Origin of the sequence: Enterobacter sp. CPE_E1241, assembly GCF_045618265.1 — a bacterium.
Lineage (GTDB): Bacteria > Pseudomonadota > Gammaproteobacteria > Enterobacterales > Enterobacteriaceae > Enterobacter > Enterobacter adelaidei.
The window spans coordinates 1,461,309-1,480,973 of record NZ_JBIWYV010000001.1 but is presented as its reverse complement, the minus strand read 5'-3'; the positions used below and the strand labels follow the sequence as shown (position 1 = coordinate 1,480,973).

Annotated in this window: 20 protein-coding genes; 12 read left to right on the top strand and 8 right to left on the bottom strand. The window is 52.0% G+C overall.

Annotated features, from left to right (window positions below):
- Positions 1-5: 5 nt before the first annotated feature.
- From ACJ9Y9_RS07135 to mntR, 5 genes are all read right to left on the bottom strand, one after another.
- Positions 6-1,328, bottom strand: a complete 1,323-nt coding sequence (locus ACJ9Y9_RS07135) for a PTS sugar transporter subunit IIC (protein ID WP_028019357.1) — start codon at positions 1,326-1,328, stop codon at positions 6-8.
- A 51-nt stretch (positions 1,329-1,379) separates the two neighbouring features.
- Positions 1,380-2,756 (bottom strand): glycoside hydrolase family 1 protein, encoded by a 1,377-nt coding sequence (locus ACJ9Y9_RS07130; protein WP_028019358.1) that lies wholly within the window; start codon positions 2,754-2,756, stop codon positions 1,380-1,382.
- Positions 2,757-2,902: 146 nt separating this feature from the next.
- Entirely contained in the window at positions 2,903-3,943 is a 1,041-nt protein-coding gene (locus ACJ9Y9_RS07125; RefSeq protein ID WP_028019359.1) for an aldo/keto reductase, read from the bottom strand.
- A 101-nt stretch (positions 3,944-4,044) separates the two neighbouring features.
- Positions 4,045-5,145 (bottom strand): anion transporter, encoded by a 1,101-nt coding sequence (locus tag ACJ9Y9_RS07120; protein ID WP_028019360.1) that lies wholly within the window; start codon positions 5,143-5,145, stop codon positions 4,045-4,047.
- Positions 5,142-5,615, bottom strand: a complete 474-nt coding sequence (mntR, locus tag ACJ9Y9_RS07115) for a manganese-binding transcriptional regulator MntR (RefSeq protein ID WP_028019361.1) — start codon at positions 5,613-5,615, stop codon at positions 5,142-5,144. Before mntR ends, ACJ9Y9_RS07120 begins: the two co-directional genes overlap by 4 nt.
- Positions 5,616-5,798: 183 nt before the next feature.
- Here mntR and mntS point away from each other — a divergent pair, with 183 nt between their 5' ends.
- Both mntS and ACJ9Y9_RS07105 read left to right on the top strand, forming a co-directional pair.
- Positions 5,799-5,927 (top strand): manganase accumulation protein MntS, encoded by a 129-nt coding sequence (gene mntS, locus ACJ9Y9_RS07110; protein ID WP_032667017.1) that lies wholly within the window; start codon positions 5,799-5,801, stop codon positions 5,925-5,927.
- Positions 5,928-6,210: 283 nt separating this feature from the next.
- On the top strand, positions 6,211-7,794 hold the full coding sequence (locus ACJ9Y9_RS07105) for a phosphoethanolamine transferase (protein WP_028019362.1): 1,584 nt from the start codon (positions 6,211-6,213) through the stop codon (positions 7,792-7,794).
- Positions 7,795-7,900: 106 nt separating this feature from the next.
- On the opposite strand, the gene ompX is transcribed toward ACJ9Y9_RS07105, so the two are convergent.
- Positions 7,901-8,419, bottom strand: coding sequence for an outer membrane protein OmpX (gene ompX / locus ACJ9Y9_RS07100; RefSeq protein ID WP_028019363.1), 519 nt, complete (start codon positions 8,417-8,419; stop codon positions 7,901-7,903).
- 354 nt (positions 8,420-8,773) lie between these two features.
- On the opposite strand from ompX, the gene rhtA reads away from it, so the two are divergent.
- The 6 genes from rhtA (at position 8,774) to ybiO (ending at position 15,372) form a co-directional block, all read left to right on the top strand.
- On the top strand, positions 8,774-9,661 hold the full coding sequence (gene rhtA / locus ACJ9Y9_RS07095) for a threonine/homoserine exporter RhtA (protein WP_028019364.1): 888 nt from the start codon (positions 8,774-8,776) through the stop codon (positions 9,659-9,661).
- 299 nt (positions 9,662-9,960) lie between these two features.
- Positions 9,961-10,464 (top strand): DNA starvation/stationary phase protection protein Dps, encoded by a 504-nt coding sequence (dps, locus tag ACJ9Y9_RS07090; RefSeq protein ID WP_010428924.1) that lies wholly within the window; start codon positions 9,961-9,963, stop codon positions 10,462-10,464.
- A 362-nt stretch (positions 10,465-10,826) separates the two neighbouring features.
- Positions 10,827-11,570 carry a glutamine ABC transporter substrate-binding protein GlnH gene (glnH, locus tag ACJ9Y9_RS07085; protein WP_023310880.1) on the top strand — a complete coding sequence of 248 codons (744 nt, stop codon included), beginning with the start codon at positions 10,827-10,829 and terminating at the stop codon, positions 11,568-11,570.
- Between the two features lie 84 nt (positions 11,571-11,654).
- Positions 11,655-12,314 (top strand): glutamine ABC transporter permease GlnP, encoded by a 660-nt coding sequence (glnP, locus tag ACJ9Y9_RS07080; RefSeq protein WP_003858462.1) that lies wholly within the window; start codon positions 11,655-11,657, stop codon positions 12,312-12,314.
- Positions 12,311-13,033, top strand: a complete 723-nt coding sequence (gene glnQ / locus ACJ9Y9_RS07075; protein WP_014069454.1) for a glutamine ABC transporter ATP-binding protein GlnQ — start codon at positions 12,311-12,313, stop codon at positions 13,031-13,033. Before glnP ends, glnQ begins: the two co-directional genes overlap by 4 nt.
- Positions 13,034-13,158: 125 nt before the next feature.
- The gene (gene ybiO / locus ACJ9Y9_RS07070; protein ID WP_407226078.1) at positions 13,159-15,372 is read left to right on the top strand and encodes a mechanosensitive channel protein; all 2,214 of its coding nucleotides are present in this window, start codon (positions 13,159-13,161) and stop codon (positions 15,370-15,372) included.
- A gap of 47 nt (positions 15,373-15,419) precedes the next feature.
- Here the strand turns inward: ybiO and rlmF are convergent, their stop codons facing one another.
- Positions 15,420-16,331, bottom strand: coding sequence for a 23S rRNA (adenine(1618)-N(6))-methyltransferase RlmF (rlmF, locus tag ACJ9Y9_RS07065; protein WP_028019366.1), 912 nt, complete (start codon positions 16,329-16,331; stop codon positions 15,420-15,422).
- Positions 16,332-16,575: 244 nt separating this feature from the next.
- Here rlmF and ACJ9Y9_RS07060 point away from each other — a divergent pair, with 244 nt between their 5' ends.
- From ACJ9Y9_RS07060 to ybiJ, 3 genes are all read left to right on the top strand, one after another.
- Entirely contained in the window at positions 16,576-16,842 is a 267-nt protein-coding gene (locus ACJ9Y9_RS07060) for a YdgH/BhsA/McbA-like domain containing protein (RefSeq protein ID WP_028019367.1), read from the top strand.
- A gap of 124 nt (positions 16,843-16,966) precedes the next feature.
- Complete coding sequence (locus tag ACJ9Y9_RS07055; protein ID WP_028019368.1) at positions 16,967-17,233, top strand: DksA/TraR family C4-type zinc finger protein; 267 nt, start codon at positions 16,967-16,969, stop codon at positions 17,231-17,233.
- A 285-nt stretch (positions 17,234-17,518) separates the two neighbouring features.
- Positions 17,519-17,779, top strand: coding sequence for a DUF1471 family protein YbiJ (gene ybiJ / locus ACJ9Y9_RS07050; RefSeq protein WP_028019369.1), 261 nt, complete (start codon positions 17,519-17,521; stop codon positions 17,777-17,779).
- Positions 17,780-17,892: 113 nt separating this feature from the next.
- On the opposite strand, the gene ybiB is transcribed toward ybiJ, so the two are convergent.
- Positions 17,893-18,855, bottom strand: coding sequence for a DNA-binding protein YbiB (ybiB, locus tag ACJ9Y9_RS07045; protein ID WP_028019370.1), 963 nt, complete (start codon positions 18,853-18,855; stop codon positions 17,893-17,895).
- A 256-nt stretch (positions 18,856-19,111) separates the two neighbouring features.
- Between ybiB and ACJ9Y9_RS07040 the strand changes: the two genes are divergently transcribed.
- Complete coding sequence (locus ACJ9Y9_RS07040; RefSeq protein WP_028019371.1) at positions 19,112-19,648, top strand: fimbrial protein; 537 nt, start codon at positions 19,112-19,114, stop codon at positions 19,646-19,648.
- The last annotated feature ends 17 nt before the right edge of the window (positions 19,649-19,665 follow it).

Below are 19,665 nucleotides of genomic sequence, written 5' to 3'. Positions count from 1 at the left end.
TTCTGCTAGTTTTCTATCCCGCTGTTTTTCAACGCCACTCTCTCGGCAATTTTGAGGAAAGGCAGGTAGAAGAATACACCAAAAACAATGATTGCCAACTGCACCACCACCGCTCGCCAGTCTCCTGCTGTCGCCAGCCAGGCACTCAGGATGGGTGGCGTTGTCCAGGGAATCATCACTACACAACGCGACATTAATCCCAGCGTGGTACAGAGCCAGGCAAAGTAGATGCCAATGGCAGGCAAAAGTACAAAGGGGATCATCAACGGCAGGTTAAACACTATCGGCAAGCCAAAAATGACCGGCTCGTTGATGTTAAACAGGCCTGGCGCCAGCGACAGGCGCGCCACCTGTTTCGCCGATTTTTGGCGTGAGAAGATAAAAATAGCTATCAACAGGGAAATGGTGCTGCCCGTGCCACCCACCATGCCAAACGTCGGCACGAAGATGTTATTGATGATGTGTGGGATTGGCTGACCGTTAGCAAAGGCCAGCATGTTCTCATTGGTGTTGATCAGCAGGAACGGCTCCAGCACCACGCTATTGACCACCGACTGATGAATACCGAGCGTAAACAGGAAATTACCAAAACTGTAGATAAAGATCGTGCCCGGCAGACTGGTGTTGATGAGTCGAAGTGGCTGCTGAATAAAGGTCGTGATCAGGTGGATCAAATCCGTATGCAGCACGCTTGCCAGCAGAGCCGCCAGTACCGCAAACAGAGAGAGCGTGAGAATAGTTGGGATCAGCGCGGTAAACGATTTACTCACCGCAGGTGGCACATTCTCTCCGAGCGAAATATGCAGTGCTTTCAGGCGCGAAATAGCAATAAACAACTCCGTTGAAAGCAAACCAATCAACACCCCGGCGAAAATCCCGGTGGAGCCGATATTGGCAAACGTCAGCACCTGGGTGACGTTCACCGTGGTATCGCTGCCGACGGGCGTGAGCTGTAAGCGCATCGGCATCATGATGATAAAACTGCTGACGGCGATAACCACTGCCGAGACCGGATTGTCGAAATCTTTGTTGCGCGCCAGCGACCAGGCAATCATTGGAGCCAATAGCAGCGCAGCGATATTCAGCGTGCCGTTGATTATCGCCTCCCCCCACAGCTTACATTGTGCCAGCGTGTCGCCTTCAAAGATCCACGGAAAGACCACGTTATTCACCAGCACCGCCAGACCCGCGAGGATGAAGATCGGCATTACCGTGGCGAAAGCATCGCGCAGGGAACGCAGGTGCACCTGGTTTGCCAGACGCGCCGAGAACTCTACAAATTTATCGACAAAGGACTGCATATGCGGTGTTATTTTTGTTTCAGACATAGCGGATATTTCCCATCAATCAGTCACAAAAACGGCCCGGCAGCGTACAACTTACATCTCGCGTCCGTTGGTATGAATAACCTGTTTTAACCACGCGTAACTTTTCTTCGGCACACGTTTCAGGTCTTTCAGGTCATGGTTTTCACGGTTGACGTAAACCACACCGTAGCGTTTACGCATGTCTCCCTGAGAGCTGAGAATGTCGATGAGGCCCCAGCCGAGATAGCCGATCACCTCCGCCCCGTCCTCGAACATCGCCTCCTTCATGGCCTCAATATGCGCCCGGTGGTAGTCGATACGGTAGGTGTCATCAATCGGGTTCACGCCGTCCCAGGACTCAATCACCCCAATGCCGTTCTCGATCGGGAACACTGGCAGGCGCCAGTCGTTGGCGTAGCGGGTGATGATGGTGCGGAAACCCAGCGGATCGATCTGCCAGTTCCACTCGGTGGCCTTCAGGTACGGGTTGTTTTTCTCGCCGTGCAGCAGGTAATAGTTCACCGGTGTGCCTTCGGGGATTGCATCACTGTCCAGGGTTTTGCTGGCGTAATAGCTGAACGCCATGAAGTCGTTTTTAGTGCGCGCCAGAAGCTGGAGATCGTCGGCACGGTAGATGTCACTAAAGCCTTCCTGCTCCACCACTGCCAACACCGCCGGGCTGTAGCCCTGACCGGCAAACACTCGCAGCAGGTTTTGGTTGAGGAATTCATCGTATTGTTGTGCACAGAATATATCGCGCGGTTTGCAGGTGGCCGGATAGATCAGCTGATGCGCCAGCATGCCGCCCATCAATTTCCCCGGTTTGGTCTGGTGCAGATACTCAGTCAACGCCATGTGCGCCACCATTGTATGATGCTGTAGTTCGTAAAGCTCGCGTAGGGTTTTCTCCCCTTTCATGTAGCCGGATATCCGGAAGGCTTCCGGCATATGGAAGATGTTCTGCTCGTTGAAGGTCAGCCAGTACTTCACGCGATCGCCGAAGCAGTCGATCATCTTTTTGCCATAGCGAATAAAGGCATCCATCACATGGCGATCGTTAAAACCGTTGTACTCCTGCGCCAGCGCCAGCGGCATATCGAAGTGGTAGAGACAAATCATCGGCTCAATACCACGGGCAATCAGATCGTCAATAAAGCGGTCATAAAAGGCGATACCTTCGTCATTAAAGTCACCATCACCCTGCGGGCAGACGCGGCTCCAGGCGATCTGAAAGCGATAGCAATTCATGCCCAGATCCTGCATCAGATCGAAATCTTCCCGATAACGGTGGTAAGAGTCCGTTGCGACTTTCCAGTCAGAGACGTTTTCTCCGGCCTCACGAATGTCATATACCGACATCCCCTTCCCGCCCTCGTTCCATGCGCCTTCCGTCTGCATGCTCGATACCGAGTTACCCCATAAAAAGTTGGCTGGCAGTAATTGATTCATCGTCCCCTCTCTTATGACTAGTCATTTAAAATTTCATGACTAGTCATATAGGCGAAGATGAAAAATCAATCAAAGAGGAGGATCGTTTTTTGTGAGCAATGCAGAAAAAAAAACCGGTGAGCAAACTGTCACCGGGATAAGAGAGGTTATTGTTGCATTAACTGATTGCGGCGATATTCTCCCTGCCGCTCCAGCATCCAGCCAGGATATTCGCGTGGCAACGCGCTTACGGCATCGAGCTGTTTTAGCTCTGGTTCGCTCAGGCTGATCCCGGTCGCGGCAATATTATCGTCCAGTTGCTCAACACGTTTGGCACCAATTATCACGCTGGTCACGGCTTTTTGATGCAGCAGCCACGCCAGCGCGATTTGCGCGACGGAGACGCCCTTGCTTTCGGCGATAGTGCGCATCACGTCCACGCAGTCGAAGGCGCGCTCTTTATTCACCGGCGGGAAGTCGAACTCCAGACGACGGCCACCCGCTTCGCTCTGCCCGTCGCGGCCATATTTTCCGCTCAGCAGGCCGCCAGCCAGCGGGCTCCAGACCATCAGCCCGACCCCTTCGCTCTGCATCATCGGTACCAGCTCACGTTCAAGATCGCGTCCGGCAATGGTGTAATACGCCTGCAGTGACGCGAAACGCGCCAGCCCAAGACGTTCAGACATACCGAGCGCTTTGGTAATTTGCCACGCCGCCCAGTTCGAGACGCCGATATAACGTACATGACCTTGCTGCACCAGATTATCCAGCGCATAGAGCGTCTCTTCGATGGGTGTTGCAGGGTCGAAACCGTGTAGCTGATAGAGATCGATATGATCGAGCTGGAGGCGGCGCAGGCTCTCTTTTACGCTGCTGATGATGTGATAGCGGGAACTGCCGCGTGAGTTCACCCCTGCCGTGCCCGTTTCACCGAACACTTTGGTGGCAACCACCACGTTCTCGCGCGGTACTTTCAGGTTTTTCAGCGCCTGACCGGTGATCTCCTCCGAGCGCCCTTCAGAGTAAACGTCCGCGGTGTCGATAAAGTTGATCCCGGCATCCAGCGCGCGGCCCACAAGCTGCTCGGCGTCGCGTTGCTGCAGTTGACCAATTTTGCCCCACATCCCCCCTTCTCCGCCGAAGGTCATGGTGCCGAGACACAGTTCGGAAACAAACAGACCGGTATTGCCCAGTTTTTGATAACGCATACGACACACCTCTCAATGTTCATCCAATGGCGACCAGAGAGTTATACCTCTCTGGTTCTCATTGCGAATGTGTCGTTTCTGTCTATTTCTTGCCCATTTCTCTAAAGCAGTAAAAAGCCTGCCAGTGCCGCCCAAATCAACATTGGGATCGACCAGACATGGAAGCGCCACCAGATACGGCGATCGTTAGCCATACGCAGGGCAATCAGATTGGCCAGTGAACCGGGCAGGAGCCCAAATCCGCCGATGTTAACTGCCCAGGCCAGGAGCGTGTCAGGTGGCACATAGTTGAGCAGCAGGATGGTAGCAGGCACATTACTGATAAACTGAGACAGGCCAATCGCCGTCAGCCACAATCCAGGCTGGGAAAGCGTGCTGACACTGTGAAGAACATTTTGCAGTACCGGAAGCTGGATAAGGAGATGCACATCAATAAACATCGCCATGAAGACCAGCAGCAACGTCCAGTCCACGCTCACCAGAACGCGCCGTGCCAGGACGACAAACCCCGCGGCCACGAGCAGGACGCCCACCAGCTCATATTTCAGCTCCAGCGCGAACAGAAAGACGATATACAGTCCCAGGCAGCTCCAGACCAGACGAGGCTGCCACTGCGGGCCCGTGGTTCCGCTGTGGTATTGCAGTTTTTTATCAGGAAACGCACACCAGCAAACCACCAGTAGCGACAGCATCATCGCCAGCGCCAGTGGGGCCATCTGCCAGGTAAAGGCGGCGAACGACAGACCGGAACGTCCCCAGAGAAGGATATTTTGTGGGTTACCAATGGGGGTCAAAAGAGAACCGGCATTCACGGCCAGCGCTTCAAAGATGATCAACCTGCTTACCGGGATCTCACAAAGCTTTCGCAGCGTGAGCGTGAGGGGCACGATGATAAACAGTGCTACGTCGTTGGTCAAAAAGGTCGACAGCACCGCGGCGGAGAAGACCATAAACAGTGACAACTTACGCTCGGTAGCAAAGCGGCGCACCATTTTGCGTCCCAGTACGTCAAAATAGCCGCTCAGCTCAACACCTTTGGTGAGCATCATTAAACCGCTCAGGGTAATGATGGTTCGCCAGTCAATCGCCGCAGGCCAGGCATGTGGCGCAAAAGGGACAAAGAGACTTAACCCTGCGCCAACAATTAATAAGAGATGAAAGAAACGGTCGCGTGCCAGGGCCTGTAATCCAGGAATGTTCATTCAGCGGAGGAACCATATTTAAGAGTAAATTCACGGAACTTAACCAGCGTCTCTTCGCTAACGTGGTGTTCCATTCCTTCCGCATCCCGGCGGGCGATCTCCGGGCTAACGCCCAGCACCAGTAAAAAGTTCTCAACGAGCTGGTGACGCTCGCGGCTCTCCTGCGCAAGCTTCTCCCCCTCCGGCGTCAGAAAAACACCGCGCCAGGGAATCATTTCAATGAGCCCCACAGAAGCCAGTCGCTTTAACATTTTAGCAACGGTAGGTTGCGAAACCCCCAGTCTGGCAGCCATATCAACCTGACGTGCTTCCCCGACCTCACGGATCAGATCGGAAATCAGCTCCACATAATCATCAATCAGTTCACGCCGGTGCGCTTCACGTACCTGGCGGAACCCTTCAACGTGCTCTTCAACATTCACCAGTTGCGTCGTTTTTCTCATCGTTGGCTTACCTGCGCGACGGTTCATTGTACTTCCTCAGTGGGGTGACGCTTCCAGCGCCCGGTATCGAGAGCGCACATTGTAAACCATCACTCTGTAAGCACAAAAAATTAACGAAATAGCCATAGCTATACAATATAGCCTGTGCTATATCTGTATGTAATGCAGTCACCCTTCACGGATCGAAGGGATCTAAAATCAGGAGGTCTTATGAACGAATTCAAGAGGTGTATGACCGTGTTTACTCACTCCCCCTTCAAAGTGCGCTTAATGCTGTTGAACATGCTGTGCGATATGTTTAACAACAAACCGCAACAGGACGACAAACCTTCTCACTAAGCGGCGTTGCGGTACGCCGCTTCATTTTTCCGTCACAATCCCTCTGTACAATGGCGTTTAGCCGCCTTATTCCCGATCTTTTTTACGGATTTGCAATCCCCTTCGCAAAACATCTGCTTAGCAACTGTTGATATTATTTACTACTCGCACTATCTTCTTGCAGCCCTGCACAATTTGCGGCTCGCTGAAGCGGACCCTCATTCCCTCTCCACGCACTGTCAGGCAGGTTATGACCCTTGACGCCAGGGTGAGCACATGGCGTTTTTATCCATGATAGTGACCTATGAATTTAACCCTGATAGATACCGTTGTTACCCGCAGCCGGGCCTTAAGCCCGTGGACGGGGTTTTACTTTTTGCAGTCATTGCTGATTAACTTTGCGCTTGGCTATCCCTTTAGTCTGCTCTATGCGGTCGCTTTCACCTGCATTTTGCATTTGCTGTGGCGAGCCGCACCGCGCGCGCAAAAAACGGTAATCGGGATCTGTTCCCTGGTCGCTGCGCTCTATTTCCCGTTTGGTCAGGCTTACGGCTCACCAAACTTTAACACCCTGCTGGCGCTGCACTCGACCAACATGGAAGAGTCGACGGAGATCCTGACGATCTTCCCGTGGTACAGCTACGTGGTTGGGCTCTTTATTTTCGCGTTGGGCGTTATCGCCATCCGTCGTCAGTCGGGCGAAAAAAAATCCTGGGGTAAGATCGAAATACTCTGTCTGGTGTTCAGCATTGCCGTGGCGTTTGTTGCCCCCATCCAGAATATTCCCTGGGACGGTAAGCTAAGGCTCATCAATATCGGCTATCCGGTTTTCCGCTTCGTGAAAGACGTCGTTGTAAATAATAAAGAGGTTCTCGACGAGCAGGCCCGCATGGCTGAACTCTCCAATATGAAAGACACCTGGAACGTGTTGGCCGTTAAGCCGAAATATCACACCTATGTGGTGGTGATTGGCGAAAGTGCACGTCGGGATGCCATGGGGGCGTTTGGAGGACACTGGGATAACACGCCGTTTGCCAGTTCGGTTAATGGCACACTGTTTACCGATTATGTCGCGGCCAGCGGTTCAACGCAGAAATCGCTCGGCCTGACGCTCAACCGTGTGGTTGATGGCAAGCCACAATATCAGGATAACTTTGTCACCCTGGCAAACCGCGCGGGTTTTCAGACATGGTGGTTCTCCAATCAGGGGCAAATTGGTGAATACGATACGGCCATTGCCAGTATCGCTAAGCGTGCTGATGAAGTGCAGTTCCTGAAAAGCGGCGACTTTGAAGCCGACAAAAATACGAAAGACGAAGCGCTGCTGAAAATGACGTCTCAGGTCTTTGCCACCCCGCGTACTCAGCCTCAGTTGATTGTCCTGCACCTGATGGGATCGCATCCTCAGGCCTGCGATCGCACTGGAGGGAAGTACGCCGAGTTCGTGCAGTCCAAAGAGACTTCTTGTTATCTCTATACCATGACGCAAACCGACGACTTGCTCAGCAAGCTGTATGAGCAGTTACGCAATACGGGTGACAGCTTCTCGCTGGTCTATTTCTCAGATCACGGGCTGGCCTTTAAAGAACGTGGAAAAGAGGTGCAGTATCTGGCGCACGATGACAAGTTCCAGCAGAACTTCCAGGTACCCTTTATGGTGCTGTCGAGTGACGATAAAACGCATCGCGTCATTAAAGCCCGACGTTCGGCTAATGATTTTCTGCAGTTCTTCTCGCAGTGGACGGGGATCTCTGCTGAGCAGATAAAAACGGGGTACCCCTTTGTCTCAGGTAAGAAGGCCCCCCCAGTTTACGTTACCAACTTCAAGTTACAGAAAGTTGACTACAACCATCTGGGTACGGATATCTTCGATATTAAGAGTAAGTAAGCTGAGCGGTAATGCCCTCATCCTGACCCTCTTCCACAAGAAGTGGGAACGAAGATAAAAAAAATCCGCCACATTGGGCGGATTTTTTATTAGCTCACCGGAGTGATTAGAAGCGGTAACCTACGCCCGCGATCCAGGTGCCAACGTCAACGTTGCGGATACGGCTCTGCTCATAAGAGAAGTCCAGAGCAACGTCCTGGATTGGGTTGAACTGCAGGCCTGCGCCATAGGAGAAGCCGTAGTCGCTGTTGCTTGCAGTGCGGTTCGCACCCTGGTTTTCGGTCTGCTGGAATTTACCGTAGCCAACACCTACAACACCGTAGATGCTTGCCCAGTCGTTCAGACGGTAAGCTGGACCAGCAGTGATGCCGTAGTACTGGCTTTTATTGTACGCGCCGTTGTCAGAACGATCTTTCTCGGTGTAGGTGAAAGAACCGATCACGCCCAGTGGGTTGTTGTCCTGCTCGTAGCGGTACTTCAGGTTGAAACCGTTAGCTTTGTTCATCACGCCCTGATAGTCGCTCTGAGCGTAACCACCGGTAACGGTAGAAGTCGCAGCTACAGCGGTACCTGCGGAAACAGCCAGTACAGCGGCCAGTGCTGAAAGACATGCAATTTTTTTCATAACCACCTCAAATGTGCTTCAAGTAAGTCCGTAAGTTTTAAATATATCAAAAAAATTTGCGAAACTCTTTGTGATTCGTGATGTCTAAAGGTTCCTTTCCTGTAACAGAACGTTTCCAGCTTCAGCTATCTCTTTCAAATCACATGTAATTTTCACTACAAAACGCCCATAGTGCGCGCCTGTGCTGTTACATTCATCCAGATTATTCCTAATCTGACAGGCGATAAATCCAACAACGCTTAACCATTTTACGGATTTCACATGGTTTTTTTTCAACGGCGTCTCAACCGTTGCAGCATAATTCCTTTACACTGCAACCTTTACTTCATTTGACATAAGCTGACAGGAGAAAGGATGCCTGGGTTATCCCGCACATCGTCGGTCTGGTTGCCGGTAGCAGTCATAGTCATCGCAATGTTGTCCATTCAAAGTGGTGCCTCGCTGGCAAAATCTCTTTTTCCGCTGGTTGGTGCTCCTGGGGTCACTGCCCTGCGCATCGTGTTGGGAACGGCGATACTGGTGGTTATTTTCAAACCCTGGCGTTTACGCTTCAAAAAAGAGCAGCGTTTACCCTTGCTGTTTTATGGGCTTTCCCTGGGAGCGATGAACTACCTGTTCTATCTCTCCATCCAGACGATCCCGCTGGGGATTGCCGTTGCGCTGGAATTTACCGGCCCGCTGGCCGTGGCGCTCTTCTCCTCGCGCCGCCCTGTTGATTTTATCTGGGTCGTATTAGCCGTTCTGGGGCTATGGTTCTTGCTGCCGTTGGGTCAGAATGTTTCTGAGATTGATCTGACAGGTGCGGCGCTGGCCTTAGGCGCCGGTGCCTGCTGGGCTATCTATATACTCACCGGTCAGCGCGCTGGGGAAGAGCATGGCCCGGCGACCGTCGCATTGGGTTCATTGATTGCAGCCATCGTGTTTGTGCCCATCGGTATGGCCCAGGCAACGGAATCTATCTGGCAATGGTCAGTCATGCCGATTGGTCTGGCGGTCGCTATTCTCTCGACCGCTCTCCCCTATTCTCTGGAAATGATCGCCCTTACGCGCCTGCCGACGCGTATTTTCGGCACCCTGATGAGTATGGAGCCTGCGCTTGCCGCAATCTCCGGGATGGTGTTTCTTGGCGAAACCCTGACATTGACCCAGACGCTGGCGCTCTGCTCGATTATAGCGGCCTCAATGGGTTCGACGCTGACCATGCGTTCTGAACCTAAAGTTGAAAAGGTCGATATCAACTAAGGCCATATATTCTGCATGGCTTCCGCGCCATGCAGAATAAAGCTCAACTCGCCAGGATTTATAATTTCGTTCACAGTTTGTCATATTATCGAAATATCTTTCCACACTCTTACACCCCAGTCAAAATTAAGAACAACCTGTATTGAATGGAATATTTCTATTTAATTTCAATACATTAAATACTCAACCTTCTTCTTGCTATTAAACTGATAGGTATAGCCAAACCGCAGACAAAAAAACCGGTGCTATACTTAGTTCCGTAATTACCTGGGACATAAACATCAAGAGGATATGAGATTATGAGTACCGCTAAACTGGTGAAAACGAAAGCGTCTAATCTGCTTTATACCCGTAACGATGTATCGGATAGCGACAAAAAAGCGACCATTGAGTTGTTGAATCGCCAGGTGATCCAGTTCATCGATCTTTCGCTGATCACCAAACAGGCCCACTGGAATATGCGCGGTGCAAACTTTATTGCCGTTCATGAAATGCTGGATGGCTTCCGCACAGCACTGGTCACCCACCTTGACACGATGGCGGAACGTGCGGTTCAGCTAGGCGGCGTGGCGCTGGGCACCACGCAGGTGATCAACAGTAAAACCCCGCTGAAAAGTTATCCGCTGGATATCCATACCGTTCAGGATCACCTGAAAGAGCTGGCAGACCGCTACGCGATAGTCGCAAACGATGTACGTAAAGCGATTGGCGAAGCGAAAGACGAAGATACCGCGGACATTTTCACCGCCGCGTCGCGTGATTTGGATCAGTTCCTGTGGTTCATCGAATCTAACATCGAGTAATTCATACGAATTTTCTATCCAACCCTCGCCCTTCGGTGAGGGTTTTGCACATCTATGGTGCACGTTTTTTGCCTGAGTTCGTGCAAAAGTGAAGAAATTGTAATAATCACCTCACACAACCGTTAACGGAAGATTGTTTTTTCGTCAGAATTTACGCTAAATATCTCCCCGTCAGTTGAGCCAAACGAGACGCACCAAAACGGTGCTTCACTTTGGTGCAATAAGCCATCATTGCCCCATTTATTGTGCAATGCATGACATCATCCCCTTTGCAAAACAATAGCTTGTAAAGTTGGCACGATTTTTTCATTGTGCCACCTGTTCTCGCAGGGGATCGCCCCGTGGATATAAAAGGAAATGCTATGAAGTCTGTATTAAAAGTTTCACTGGCTGCACTTACCCTGGCTTTTGCGGTGTCCTCTCAGGCTGCCGACAAACTGGTTGTGGCGACCGACACGGCGTTCGTTCCGTTTGAATTCAAACAGGGTGATAAATACGTTGGTTTTGATGTGGATCTGTGGGCCGCTGTCGCAAAAGAACTCAAACTGGATTACACCCTGAAGCCAATGGACTTCAGCGGCATCATCCCGGCACTGCAAACCAAGAACGTTGATCTGGCGCTGGCAGGCATCACCATTACCGATGAACGTAAAAAAGCGATCGACTTCTCTGACGGCTACTACAAAAGCGGCCTGCTGGTGATGGTCAAAGCTGACAATAACGACGTAAAAAGCGTGAAAGATCTCGACGGTAAAGTGGTGGCAGTGAAGAGCGGCACCGGTTCTGTTGATTACGCAAAAGCAAATATCAAAACCAAAGACCTGCGTCAGTTCCCGAACATCGACAACGCATACATGGAACTCGGCACCAACCGTGCTGATGCAGTTCTGCATGATACGCCAAACATCCTTTACTTCATCAAAACAGCGGGTAACGGCAAGTTCAAAGCCGTCGGTGAATCTCTTGAAGCGCAGCAGTATGGTATCGCGTTCCCTAAAGGCAGCGATGACCTGCGTACAAAAGTTAACGGCGCGCTGAAAACGCTGAAAGAGAACGGCACCTACAACGAAATCTACAAAAAATGGTTCGGTACTGAGCCTAAATAATAATACGTAACAATGACGTTCACTCGGGGGCGACCTTTCGCCCCTGATATTTTTGAAACACGGTAACAGTAACAGGAAAATATCATGCAGTTTGACTGGAGCGCCATCTGGCCTGCCATTCCACTCTTGCTTGAAGGCGCCAAGATGACCCTGTGGATTTCGGTCCTGGGTCTGGTTGGTGGGTTGATAATCGGTCTTGTCGCCGGTTTCGCCCGCACCTACGGTGGCTGGATTGCAAACCACATCGCACTGGTTTTCATCGAAGTGATCCGCGGCACTCCTATTGTCGTGCAGGTCATGTTCATCTACTTCGCCCTGCCAATGGCCTTCACCGACCTGCGTATCGATCCTTTCAGCGCGGCCGTCGTGACCATTATGATCAACTCAGGCGCCTACATTGCGGAAATCACCCGCGGTGCAGTGCTGTCGATTCATAAAGGTTTCAGTGAAGCCGGTCTGGCGTTAGGCCTTTCACGTCGCGAAACGATCCGCCACGTGATTTTGCCTCTGGCACTTCGCCGTATGCTGCCACCACTCGGTAACCAGTGGATCATCAGCATTAAAGATACGTCGCTGTTCATCGTTATCGGCGTGGCTGAGCTGACCCGTCAGGGGCAGGAGATCATTGCTGGCAACTTCCGCGCGCTGGAAATCTGGAGTGCGGTGGCCGTTGTCTACCTGATCATTACTCTGGTTCTGAGCTTTGTTCTGCGTCGTCTTGAAAGAAGGATGAAAATCCTGTGATTGAATTTAAAAACGTTTCCAAGCACTTTGGCCCAACCCAGGTGCTGCACAATATTGATTTGAACATTAAGCAGGGTGAAGTGGTGGTCATTATCGGGCCATCCGGTTCCGGTAAATCGACGCTGCTGCGCTGCATCAACAAGCTGGAAGAGATCACCAGCGGCGATCTGATCGTCGATGGTCTGAAAGTGAATGACCCGAAAGTGGACGACCGCCTGATTCGTCAGGAAGCGGGTATGGTGTTCCAGCAGTTCTACCTGTTCCCGCACCTGACGGCGCTGGAGAACGTGATGTTTGGCCCACTGCGCGTGCGCGGTGCCAACAAAGCGGCGGCGGAAGCACTGGCAAAAGATCTGCTCGCCAAAGTCGGTCTGGCAGAACGTGCGCACCACTACCCTTCCGAACTGTCCGGCGGTCAACAGCAGCGTGTGGCTATCGCCCGCGCGCTGGCTGTCAAACCGAAAATGATGCTGTTTGATGAGCCAACCTCTGCGCTTGACCCGGAACTTCGCCACGAAGTGCTGAAAGTCATGCAGGATCTGGCAGAAGAAGGAATGACGATGGTTATCGTGACCCACGAAATCGGCTTTGCTGAGAAAGTGGCGTCCCGCCTGATCTTTATTGATAAAGGCCGTATCGCGGAAGACGGTAACCCGCAGGAATTGATTGCGAACCCGCCAAGCCAGCGTTTGCAGGAGTTCCTGCAGCACGTCTCCTGATCTCTCGCTTTACACGTAAGCCGGGCATGCCCGGCTTTTTTACGCCAGATTGTTCCCAAAAAAAACCCTCTGCTCTCCGCACTCTATACTTATCATTTTGCACGATATTTTCACCGGAGGGCGCCGTGCCGTGGTTCCTGCTGCTGTTGATAAGCCTGTTTAATGTGCCATCTCTCGCCGTGGCGATCCCCGGTGTCACTACCGGAACCACTGCTACCCAACAAAATGCGCCGCCGACGGAACCGGATGTTGAACAAAAAAAAGCGGCTTACAGCGCGCTTGCTGACGTCCTCGAGAACGACACCTCCCGACAGGAACTCATTGGTCAGTTGCGGAAAGTGGCCGCCACGCCGCCGCAGGCGTCGGTGCCAACCCTCACGCCTCCGCAAGTGGAGGAGCAAAAAACGGTGCTGGAAAACGTCACCGATGTGAGCCGCCACTATGGGGAAGCACTCTCCTCGCGCTTCGCTCAGCTTTACCGCAACCTGATTGGCTCACCGCATAAGCCCTTTAACCCACAAACGTTTACCGCCGCTGCTACACAGTTCCTGATGCTGGCGGGCGCGGTTTTTCTTTTTTACTGGCTGGTGCGCCTGTGCGCATGGTCGCTGTACCGCAAAATGGGGCAATGGGGGCGCAGGAAGAATCAGCAGAAAAGCAGCTGGCTGCACCTGCCGTTGATGATATCCTCAGCGTTTATCATTGATTTACTGCTGCTGGCGTTGACGCTGTTTTTAGGCCAGATGCTGGCCGACAAGCTGAATGCTGACAACAAAACCATCGCCTTCCAGCAATCACTTTTCCTGAATGCCTTTGCCCTGATCGAGTTTTTTAAAGCGCTGTTGCGATTACTCTTTTGTCCGCGCGTACCGGCGCTACGTCCTTTCACCATCGGGGATGTGAGCGCAAAATACTGGGCACTGCGTCTCAGCGTGCTCAGCGGGTTGATTGGCTATGGTCTGCTGGTTGCCGTGCCGATCATCTCCAACCAGGTGAACGTCCAGTTTGGTGCGCTGGCAAACGTGCTGATCATGCTCTGTATTACCATCTGGTCGCTGTACCTTATCTTCCATAACAAAAAGGCCATTACTGAGAGCCTGCTGCACCTGGCCGACCGTTCCCTCTCGTTCTTTAGCCTCTTTATTCGCGCGTTCGCCCTGGTGTGGCACTGGCTGGCAAGCTCTTACTTCATCGTACTGTGCTTCTTCTCGCTGTTCGATCCCGGTAACAGCCTGAAATTTATGATGGGAGCGACGTTCAAAAGTCTGGCCATTATCGGCATCGCGGCATTTGTCTCGGGGTTGTTGTCCCGCTGGATCTCGAAAACCATCACCCTGTCGCCGCAGGTCCAGCGTAGTTACCCGGAACTGCAAAAACGGGTTAACGGCTGGATGTCCGTCTCACTCAAAGTGGCGCGCATTTTGACCGTCTGCGTGGCGGTAATGCTGCTTCTGAATGCGTGGAGCCTGTTTGATTTCTGGAACTGGCTGCACAACGGTGCGGGTGAAAAAACGGTCGACATTCTGATTCGCATTGCGCTGATTTTGTTCTTCTCCGCCGTCGGCTGGACGCTGCTGGCGAGTCTTATTGAGAACCGTCTGGTATCGGATATACACGGCAGACCGCTGCCCAGCGCGCGCGCGAGGACGCTGTTAACCCTGTTCCGCAACGCGCTGGCGGTGATAATCAGCACCATCACCATCATGATTGTGCTCTCGGAAATCGGCGTGAATATCGCCCCGCTGCTGGCGGGGGCCGGTGCTCTGGGGCTGGCCATCTCCTTCGGTTCGCAAACGCTGGTGAAGGATATTATTACCGGCATCTTTATTCAGTTTGAGAACGGGATGAACACGGGCGATCTGGTGACCATCGGGCCGTTAACCGGCACCGTGGAGAGGATGTCCATTCGCTCTGTCGGCGTGCGTCAGGACACCGGTGCATACCATATAATTCCCTGGTCTTCGATCACCACCTTCGCCAACTTTGTGCGCGGCATTGGTTCCGTCGTGGCGAACTACGATGTGGACCGTCATGAAGATGCAGACAAAGCTAAACAGGCGCTGCGCGACGCGGTGGAAGAACTGATGCAGATGGAGGATATTCGCGGGCTGGTGATCGGGGAGCCATCATTTGCCGGCATTGTCGGGCTGACGAACACGGCATTTACCCTGCGTGTTTCGTTCACCACACAACCGCTGAAGCAGTGGACGGTGCGCTTTGCCCTCGACAGCATGGTGAAAAAACATTTTGACCTGGCGAATGTGCGGATGCCTGTGCAGACATATCAGGTGCTGCCGCCACCCGCATCGCCGCTCCCACCGCAGGAGCCGACGCTGTAGCCTGGTTGCCGGGTGGCAGCTTCGCCTGACCCGGCCTACGAGACACATTATTTACGGCGTTTGTTATCGTCCATAAACGACCAGGCGATAAAGCGACTCTGTTTCTGACCTTGCGCCATCTCTTTTTTCACCACTTTCACGGCACCCGCTTCGGTCAGGGCACGGTAGAGTGGCGGCAGGTTATCTCCACGGGAAACCAGCGTCGTGAACCACTTCACCTGGCGGCCAAACTGCTTACTTTCATCAATCATGCGCAGGATAAAGGCGACTTCACCGCCCTCGCACCACAACTCCTGCTGCTGTCCGCCAAAGTTCAGCGCCGCATCTTCCGCCTGCCCCAGATTGCGGCGCTTACGTTCGCTGCCCGCACGAGCCGCTGCCGCTGAATCATGGAACGGTGGGTTGCACATCGTGGCATCGTAGTTTTCGTTTTTGTGAATAATGCCGTTGAAGATCGAGGCCGCATCTTTCTGACGACGCAGACGAATGGCGCGGCTTAATCCTGGGTTCGCGCTGATAATCGCCTGGGCGCTGGCAAAGGCCTCGGCACCGATTTCACTCCCGGTAAAACGCCACTGATACTCATGAGCGCCAATCAACGGATAGATCAGGTTTGCCCCGGTACCGATATCCAGGACGGTGGCTTGCTGCGGAACAACACCGCCACGGTCGTCAGCAAGGAGATCGGCCAGGTGGTGAATGTAATCAGCACGCCCCGGTACAGGAGGACAGAGAAAGCCTTCCGGAATATCCCAGTGAGCCACTCCGTAAAAATGCGCCAGCAGGGCTTTATTCAGCATTTTAACTGCCTGGGGGTCAGCAAAGTTCACCGAAGGCTCGCCCGCAGGCGTCTGAACAATATAGTCCTGCAGTGGAGGGCAGCTCTGGCATAACGCATTCATGTCGTAGCGGCTGCGATGGCGATTTCGTGGGTGCAATCCCGGCTTTTGGGAAGTCATGGCATTCTCCTTTAAACAGCGGCGTAAGATACCCTTTGCAGGCCCAACGGTAAATCTTTCTCTTTGATGCTCAAAAAAGCGACAAAAATCAATCACCTTTATGTCTATGATCTGTCAGTACATTGTCAATTTTCGTTGTTCAAAAAATAAGCAGATCATCATCAAATATTTGCGCTAAGTCACATTCGTCAGGCTTCTAAACTTAAAGGGAAATCACCTGTTGTTTCCTCATGAGGATGTGATTATGAAAAAGTATCTAGCCCTTACTGTAATCGCAGCCGCCCTGGCGACCGCGTCTTTCTCCGCTATGGCCGTTCAGTCACTGACCCAAAGTACCGATACTAGCCAGCTACGTCCTGCGGGCACCGTTTCGGTTAGCCGCGCTAGCAACCTTGACGATCTGCAGGATAAATTGGCCGAAAAAGCGCGCCAGGAAGGTGCAAAAGGATATGAGATCAATTCTGCGAGCGGCAATAACCATCTGTTTGGCACTGCGACCATCTATAAATAATCCGACGTCCACTCAACACGCTGCATCTGCAACACAGATGCAGTTTTCCCTCCCCGATACCTTGACTGTTCATTTTTTAACCCCATATTGAGCGTATCACTTCAAGAGATTCCAGGAGGAGTTCATGGCTTCCGGTTGGGCGAATGACGACGCCGTTAACGAACAGATCAACAGTACGATTGAAGATGCCGTTGCCCGTGCTCGCGGTGAAATTCCGCGCGGCGAAAGTTTATCGGAATGCGAAGAATGTGGAGAACCCATTCCAGAGGCACGACGTAAAGCCATTCCAGGCGTGCGGCTATGCATAACCTGCCAGCAGGATAAAGATTCAAAAATGTCATTAAATTCGGGATATAATCGCAGAGGTTCGAAAGACAGCCAGTTACGTTGACTCTCCTTTACGTAAGCTCACCACCCAAACGCATTCCTTTACTCTCACGATTTTTAGTGAAACGCGTAGCAAAATGTGCCCTTCTCAACGCTTCTGTAAAGCGCTTCAACAAGAAGTGTAAAGTGGCACTTTGAATTTATTAATATTCAATAAGTTATTTGTCATTCAATTTTTTTGAGCAACCACGTCAATTCTCTTCGATTTTATCCTCCACAAAAAAGCGTGATACTTATCACATCGACGGAACATCGTCCCCTTAACAGAATAACCTGCGAGAGATTAACTATGAAAACCATCAAATATGCTGTTGCTGCTGTTGCCCTGTCCGCTCTGTCTTTTGGCGCATTTGCTGCAGAGCCTGTCTCTTCTACTCAGGCCCAGGGCATGAATAAAATCGGTGTGGTGAGTGCAGAAGGCGCGACCACGCTGGACGGTCTGGAAGCCAAACTGGCTGAGAAAGCCGCAGCTGCCGGTGCAAGCGGGTACACCATCACCTCCGCTAACACCAACAACAAGCTGAGCGGTACTGCGGTTATTTACAAATAATCGAACGAATTATACTCCACCCTCACCGTACCCTCTGGTGAGATGCTCCACCCCTCATTGACCCTGTTGTTACCCTTGCTTGCCCGTCCGCCACTGGACGGGCTTTTTTTTGCTTAAAACGCCTCTTCAACGCGTTTTAGCCCTGCTTCGATCGTTTCAACTTCCCCGGTAGCCAGCAAACAACAGGCCATCTGTAGCTTTATGGCATGCGGAACGGGCACATTTCCGGCAAGGCACTGCTCAATCCAGTGCGCGGTGGTGTGCGGATCTTTTGCTTCAGGCAATATCACGCCGCTATTTTCTTCCCCACGCTCCAGAATGGCGCGCGTACCGACGGAATCAATCAGCATCACCTGAGGGCAGCGCTGCGGGTTAGCATAAACCTCGCCCTCTGTGCCATGCATCAGCAATGCCCTGCCCCCAATGTCCTCAAAGAATTTACCCACACGCGCAACATATTCCGGGTGAGAAACGCTGGAAAGACGCAGAGCGGCATCTTCACCAAAAGGTGTCGCCAGTTTCGCCAGGGTGTGCGCGCTGTTACGCACCCCCATGCGCCAGCGCATATCAAGCTGCTTTTCCAGCGGTGGGCAAAGTGCACCGACAGGGATGTAAACCGGTTGATGGCCATCCAGTTTCGCCTGTGCCTGGCCAGCATGTCGTGTTGGCGCGATCCCCAGCATCCCGAAAATGGTCTCCGTCAGTACGCGCGTAGGATCTTCGCTCACGCCGTGAACCACCACCGGAAACCCGAGTTTGTGTAATAAGATAGCAAGCAGTGGAGTGAGGTTTGCCTGCTTGCGCGCACCGTTATAGCTCGGGATCACAATCGGCATCGGTTTTGCCACCGGCGGCGTTAAGCGCAGCGTATGCGCCAGCATGGCTTCATAGAAGCCGCGCATCTCCGCTTCACCTTCTCCCTTGATACGCAGCGCAATCAGAATGCCCCCCATCTCCAGGTCAGGAACCTCACCATTGAGCATATGGGTGTAAAGCGCACGAGCGGTTTCATGGTCCAGATCGCGGGCATGATTTTTTCCGCGCCCTACTTCTTTGATAATTTTGCGATAATCCACGACATCTCTCCTGAAAACATCATCTTGTTAACAATATAGCCCTGAAGAACCTACAGACGTTAGTTTTTTTCAACCGGATCAACCTTCTGTTTTTATGATGAAAAGTGAAACTCAAGCACTATTTCAATTATTTGTAATTCCGCCAGAAGATTCTTAATACGTCATTATTTGCTTAAATAGCCAGCGGAAAGTCATTAAGGGTCACTGGTGAAAACGTCCAGGCAGCGTTCTCACCAGAAACATACCAGGATTTGTTATGAACAAGGTTGCTTTAGGTTTATTCATCGCCGCAACAGTGGGATGTTCTGCATCTGCATTAGCGGCAACAAACGGTGAAGGTCAGATAAACTTCACCGGGGAAATAATTGATTCTGCTTGTCAGGTAGTTAATGGGTTAAGTAATCCATTAAATGTTCAGCTAGGTAAAGTGTCTAAAACGGTATTTACCGGTGCGGGCTCTACCAGCACGTTAACGAAGTTCGATATTCAGCTAAAAGATTGTCCGGAAACCGTTACCTCCGCTGCGATTAACTTCGGCGGGACGCCGGATGCGAATAATAACGCCACGCTGGCATTAACGCCGGATGTGGATGCTGCAACAGGTGTGGCTATTCAACTGGTTGATGCTTCTGAACAACCCGTGAGTCTGTATACGCCGTCTCAGCAATATCCGTTAGCCTCCGGCACGACGGTCAACGACCTGATACTCGGCGCACGGTATATTCAAACCGGGGCCGCAATTACCGCAGGTCCGGCTAACTCTGTATCGACCTTCACCGTTATCTATAACTGATATTATCCATCCTGAGA

Coding starts and splice junctions, on each gene's coding strand:
- ACJ9Y9_RS07105 (WP_028019362.1), top strand. CDS start 6,211: ATGAATTTAACCCTGATAGATACCGTTGTTACCCGCAGCCGGGCCTTA.
- rhtA (WP_028019364.1), top strand. CDS start 8,774: ATGCCTGGGTTATCCCGCACATCGTCGGTCTGGTTGCCGGTAGCAGTC.
- ACJ9Y9_RS07055 (WP_028019368.1), top strand. CDS start 16,967: ATGGCTTCCGGTTGGGCGAATGACGACGCCGTTAACGAACAGATCAAC.
- ACJ9Y9_RS07135 (WP_028019357.1), bottom strand. CDS start 1,328: ATGTCTGAAACAAAAATAACACCGCATATGCAGTCCTTTGTCGATAAA.
- glnP (WP_003858462.1), top strand. CDS start 11,655: ATGCAGTTTGACTGGAGCGCCATCTGGCCTGCCATTCCACTCTTGCTT.
- mntR (WP_028019361.1), bottom strand. CDS start 5,615: ATGAACCGTCGCGCAGGTAAGCCAACGATGAGAAAAACGACGCAACTG.
- ompX (WP_028019363.1), bottom strand. CDS start 8,419: ATGAAAAAAATTGCATGTCTTTCAGCACTGGCCGCTGTACTGGCTGTT.
- dps (WP_010428924.1), top strand. CDS start 9,961: ATGAGTACCGCTAAACTGGTGAAAACGAAAGCGTCTAATCTGCTTTAT.
- ACJ9Y9_RS07120 (WP_028019360.1), bottom strand. CDS start 5,145: ATGAACATTCCTGGATTACAGGCCCTGGCACGCGACCGTTTCTTTCAT.
- ybiJ (WP_028019369.1), top strand. CDS start 17,519: ATGAAAACCATCAAATATGCTGTTGCTGCTGTTGCCCTGTCCGCTCTG.
- ACJ9Y9_RS07040 (WP_028019371.1), top strand. CDS start 19,112: ATGAACAAGGTTGCTTTAGGTTTATTCATCGCCGCAACAGTGGGATGT.
- ACJ9Y9_RS07130 (WP_028019358.1), bottom strand. CDS start 2,756: ATGAATCAATTACTGCCAGCCAACTTTTTATGGGGTAACTCGGTATCG.
- rlmF (WP_028019366.1), bottom strand. CDS start 16,331: ATGACTTCCCAAAAGCCGGGATTGCACCCACGAAATCGCCATCGCAGC.
- ACJ9Y9_RS07060 (WP_028019367.1), top strand. CDS start 16,576: ATGAAAAAGTATCTAGCCCTTACTGTAATCGCAGCCGCCCTGGCGACC.
- glnH (WP_023310880.1), top strand. CDS start 10,827: ATGAAGTCTGTATTAAAAGTTTCACTGGCTGCACTTACCCTGGCTTTT.
- mntS (WP_032667017.1), top strand. CDS start 5,799: ATGAACGAATTCAAGAGGTGTATGACCGTGTTTACTCACTCCCCCTTC.
- ACJ9Y9_RS07125 (WP_028019359.1), bottom strand. CDS start 3,943: ATGCGTTATCAAAAACTGGGCAATACCGGTCTGTTTGTTTCCGAACTG.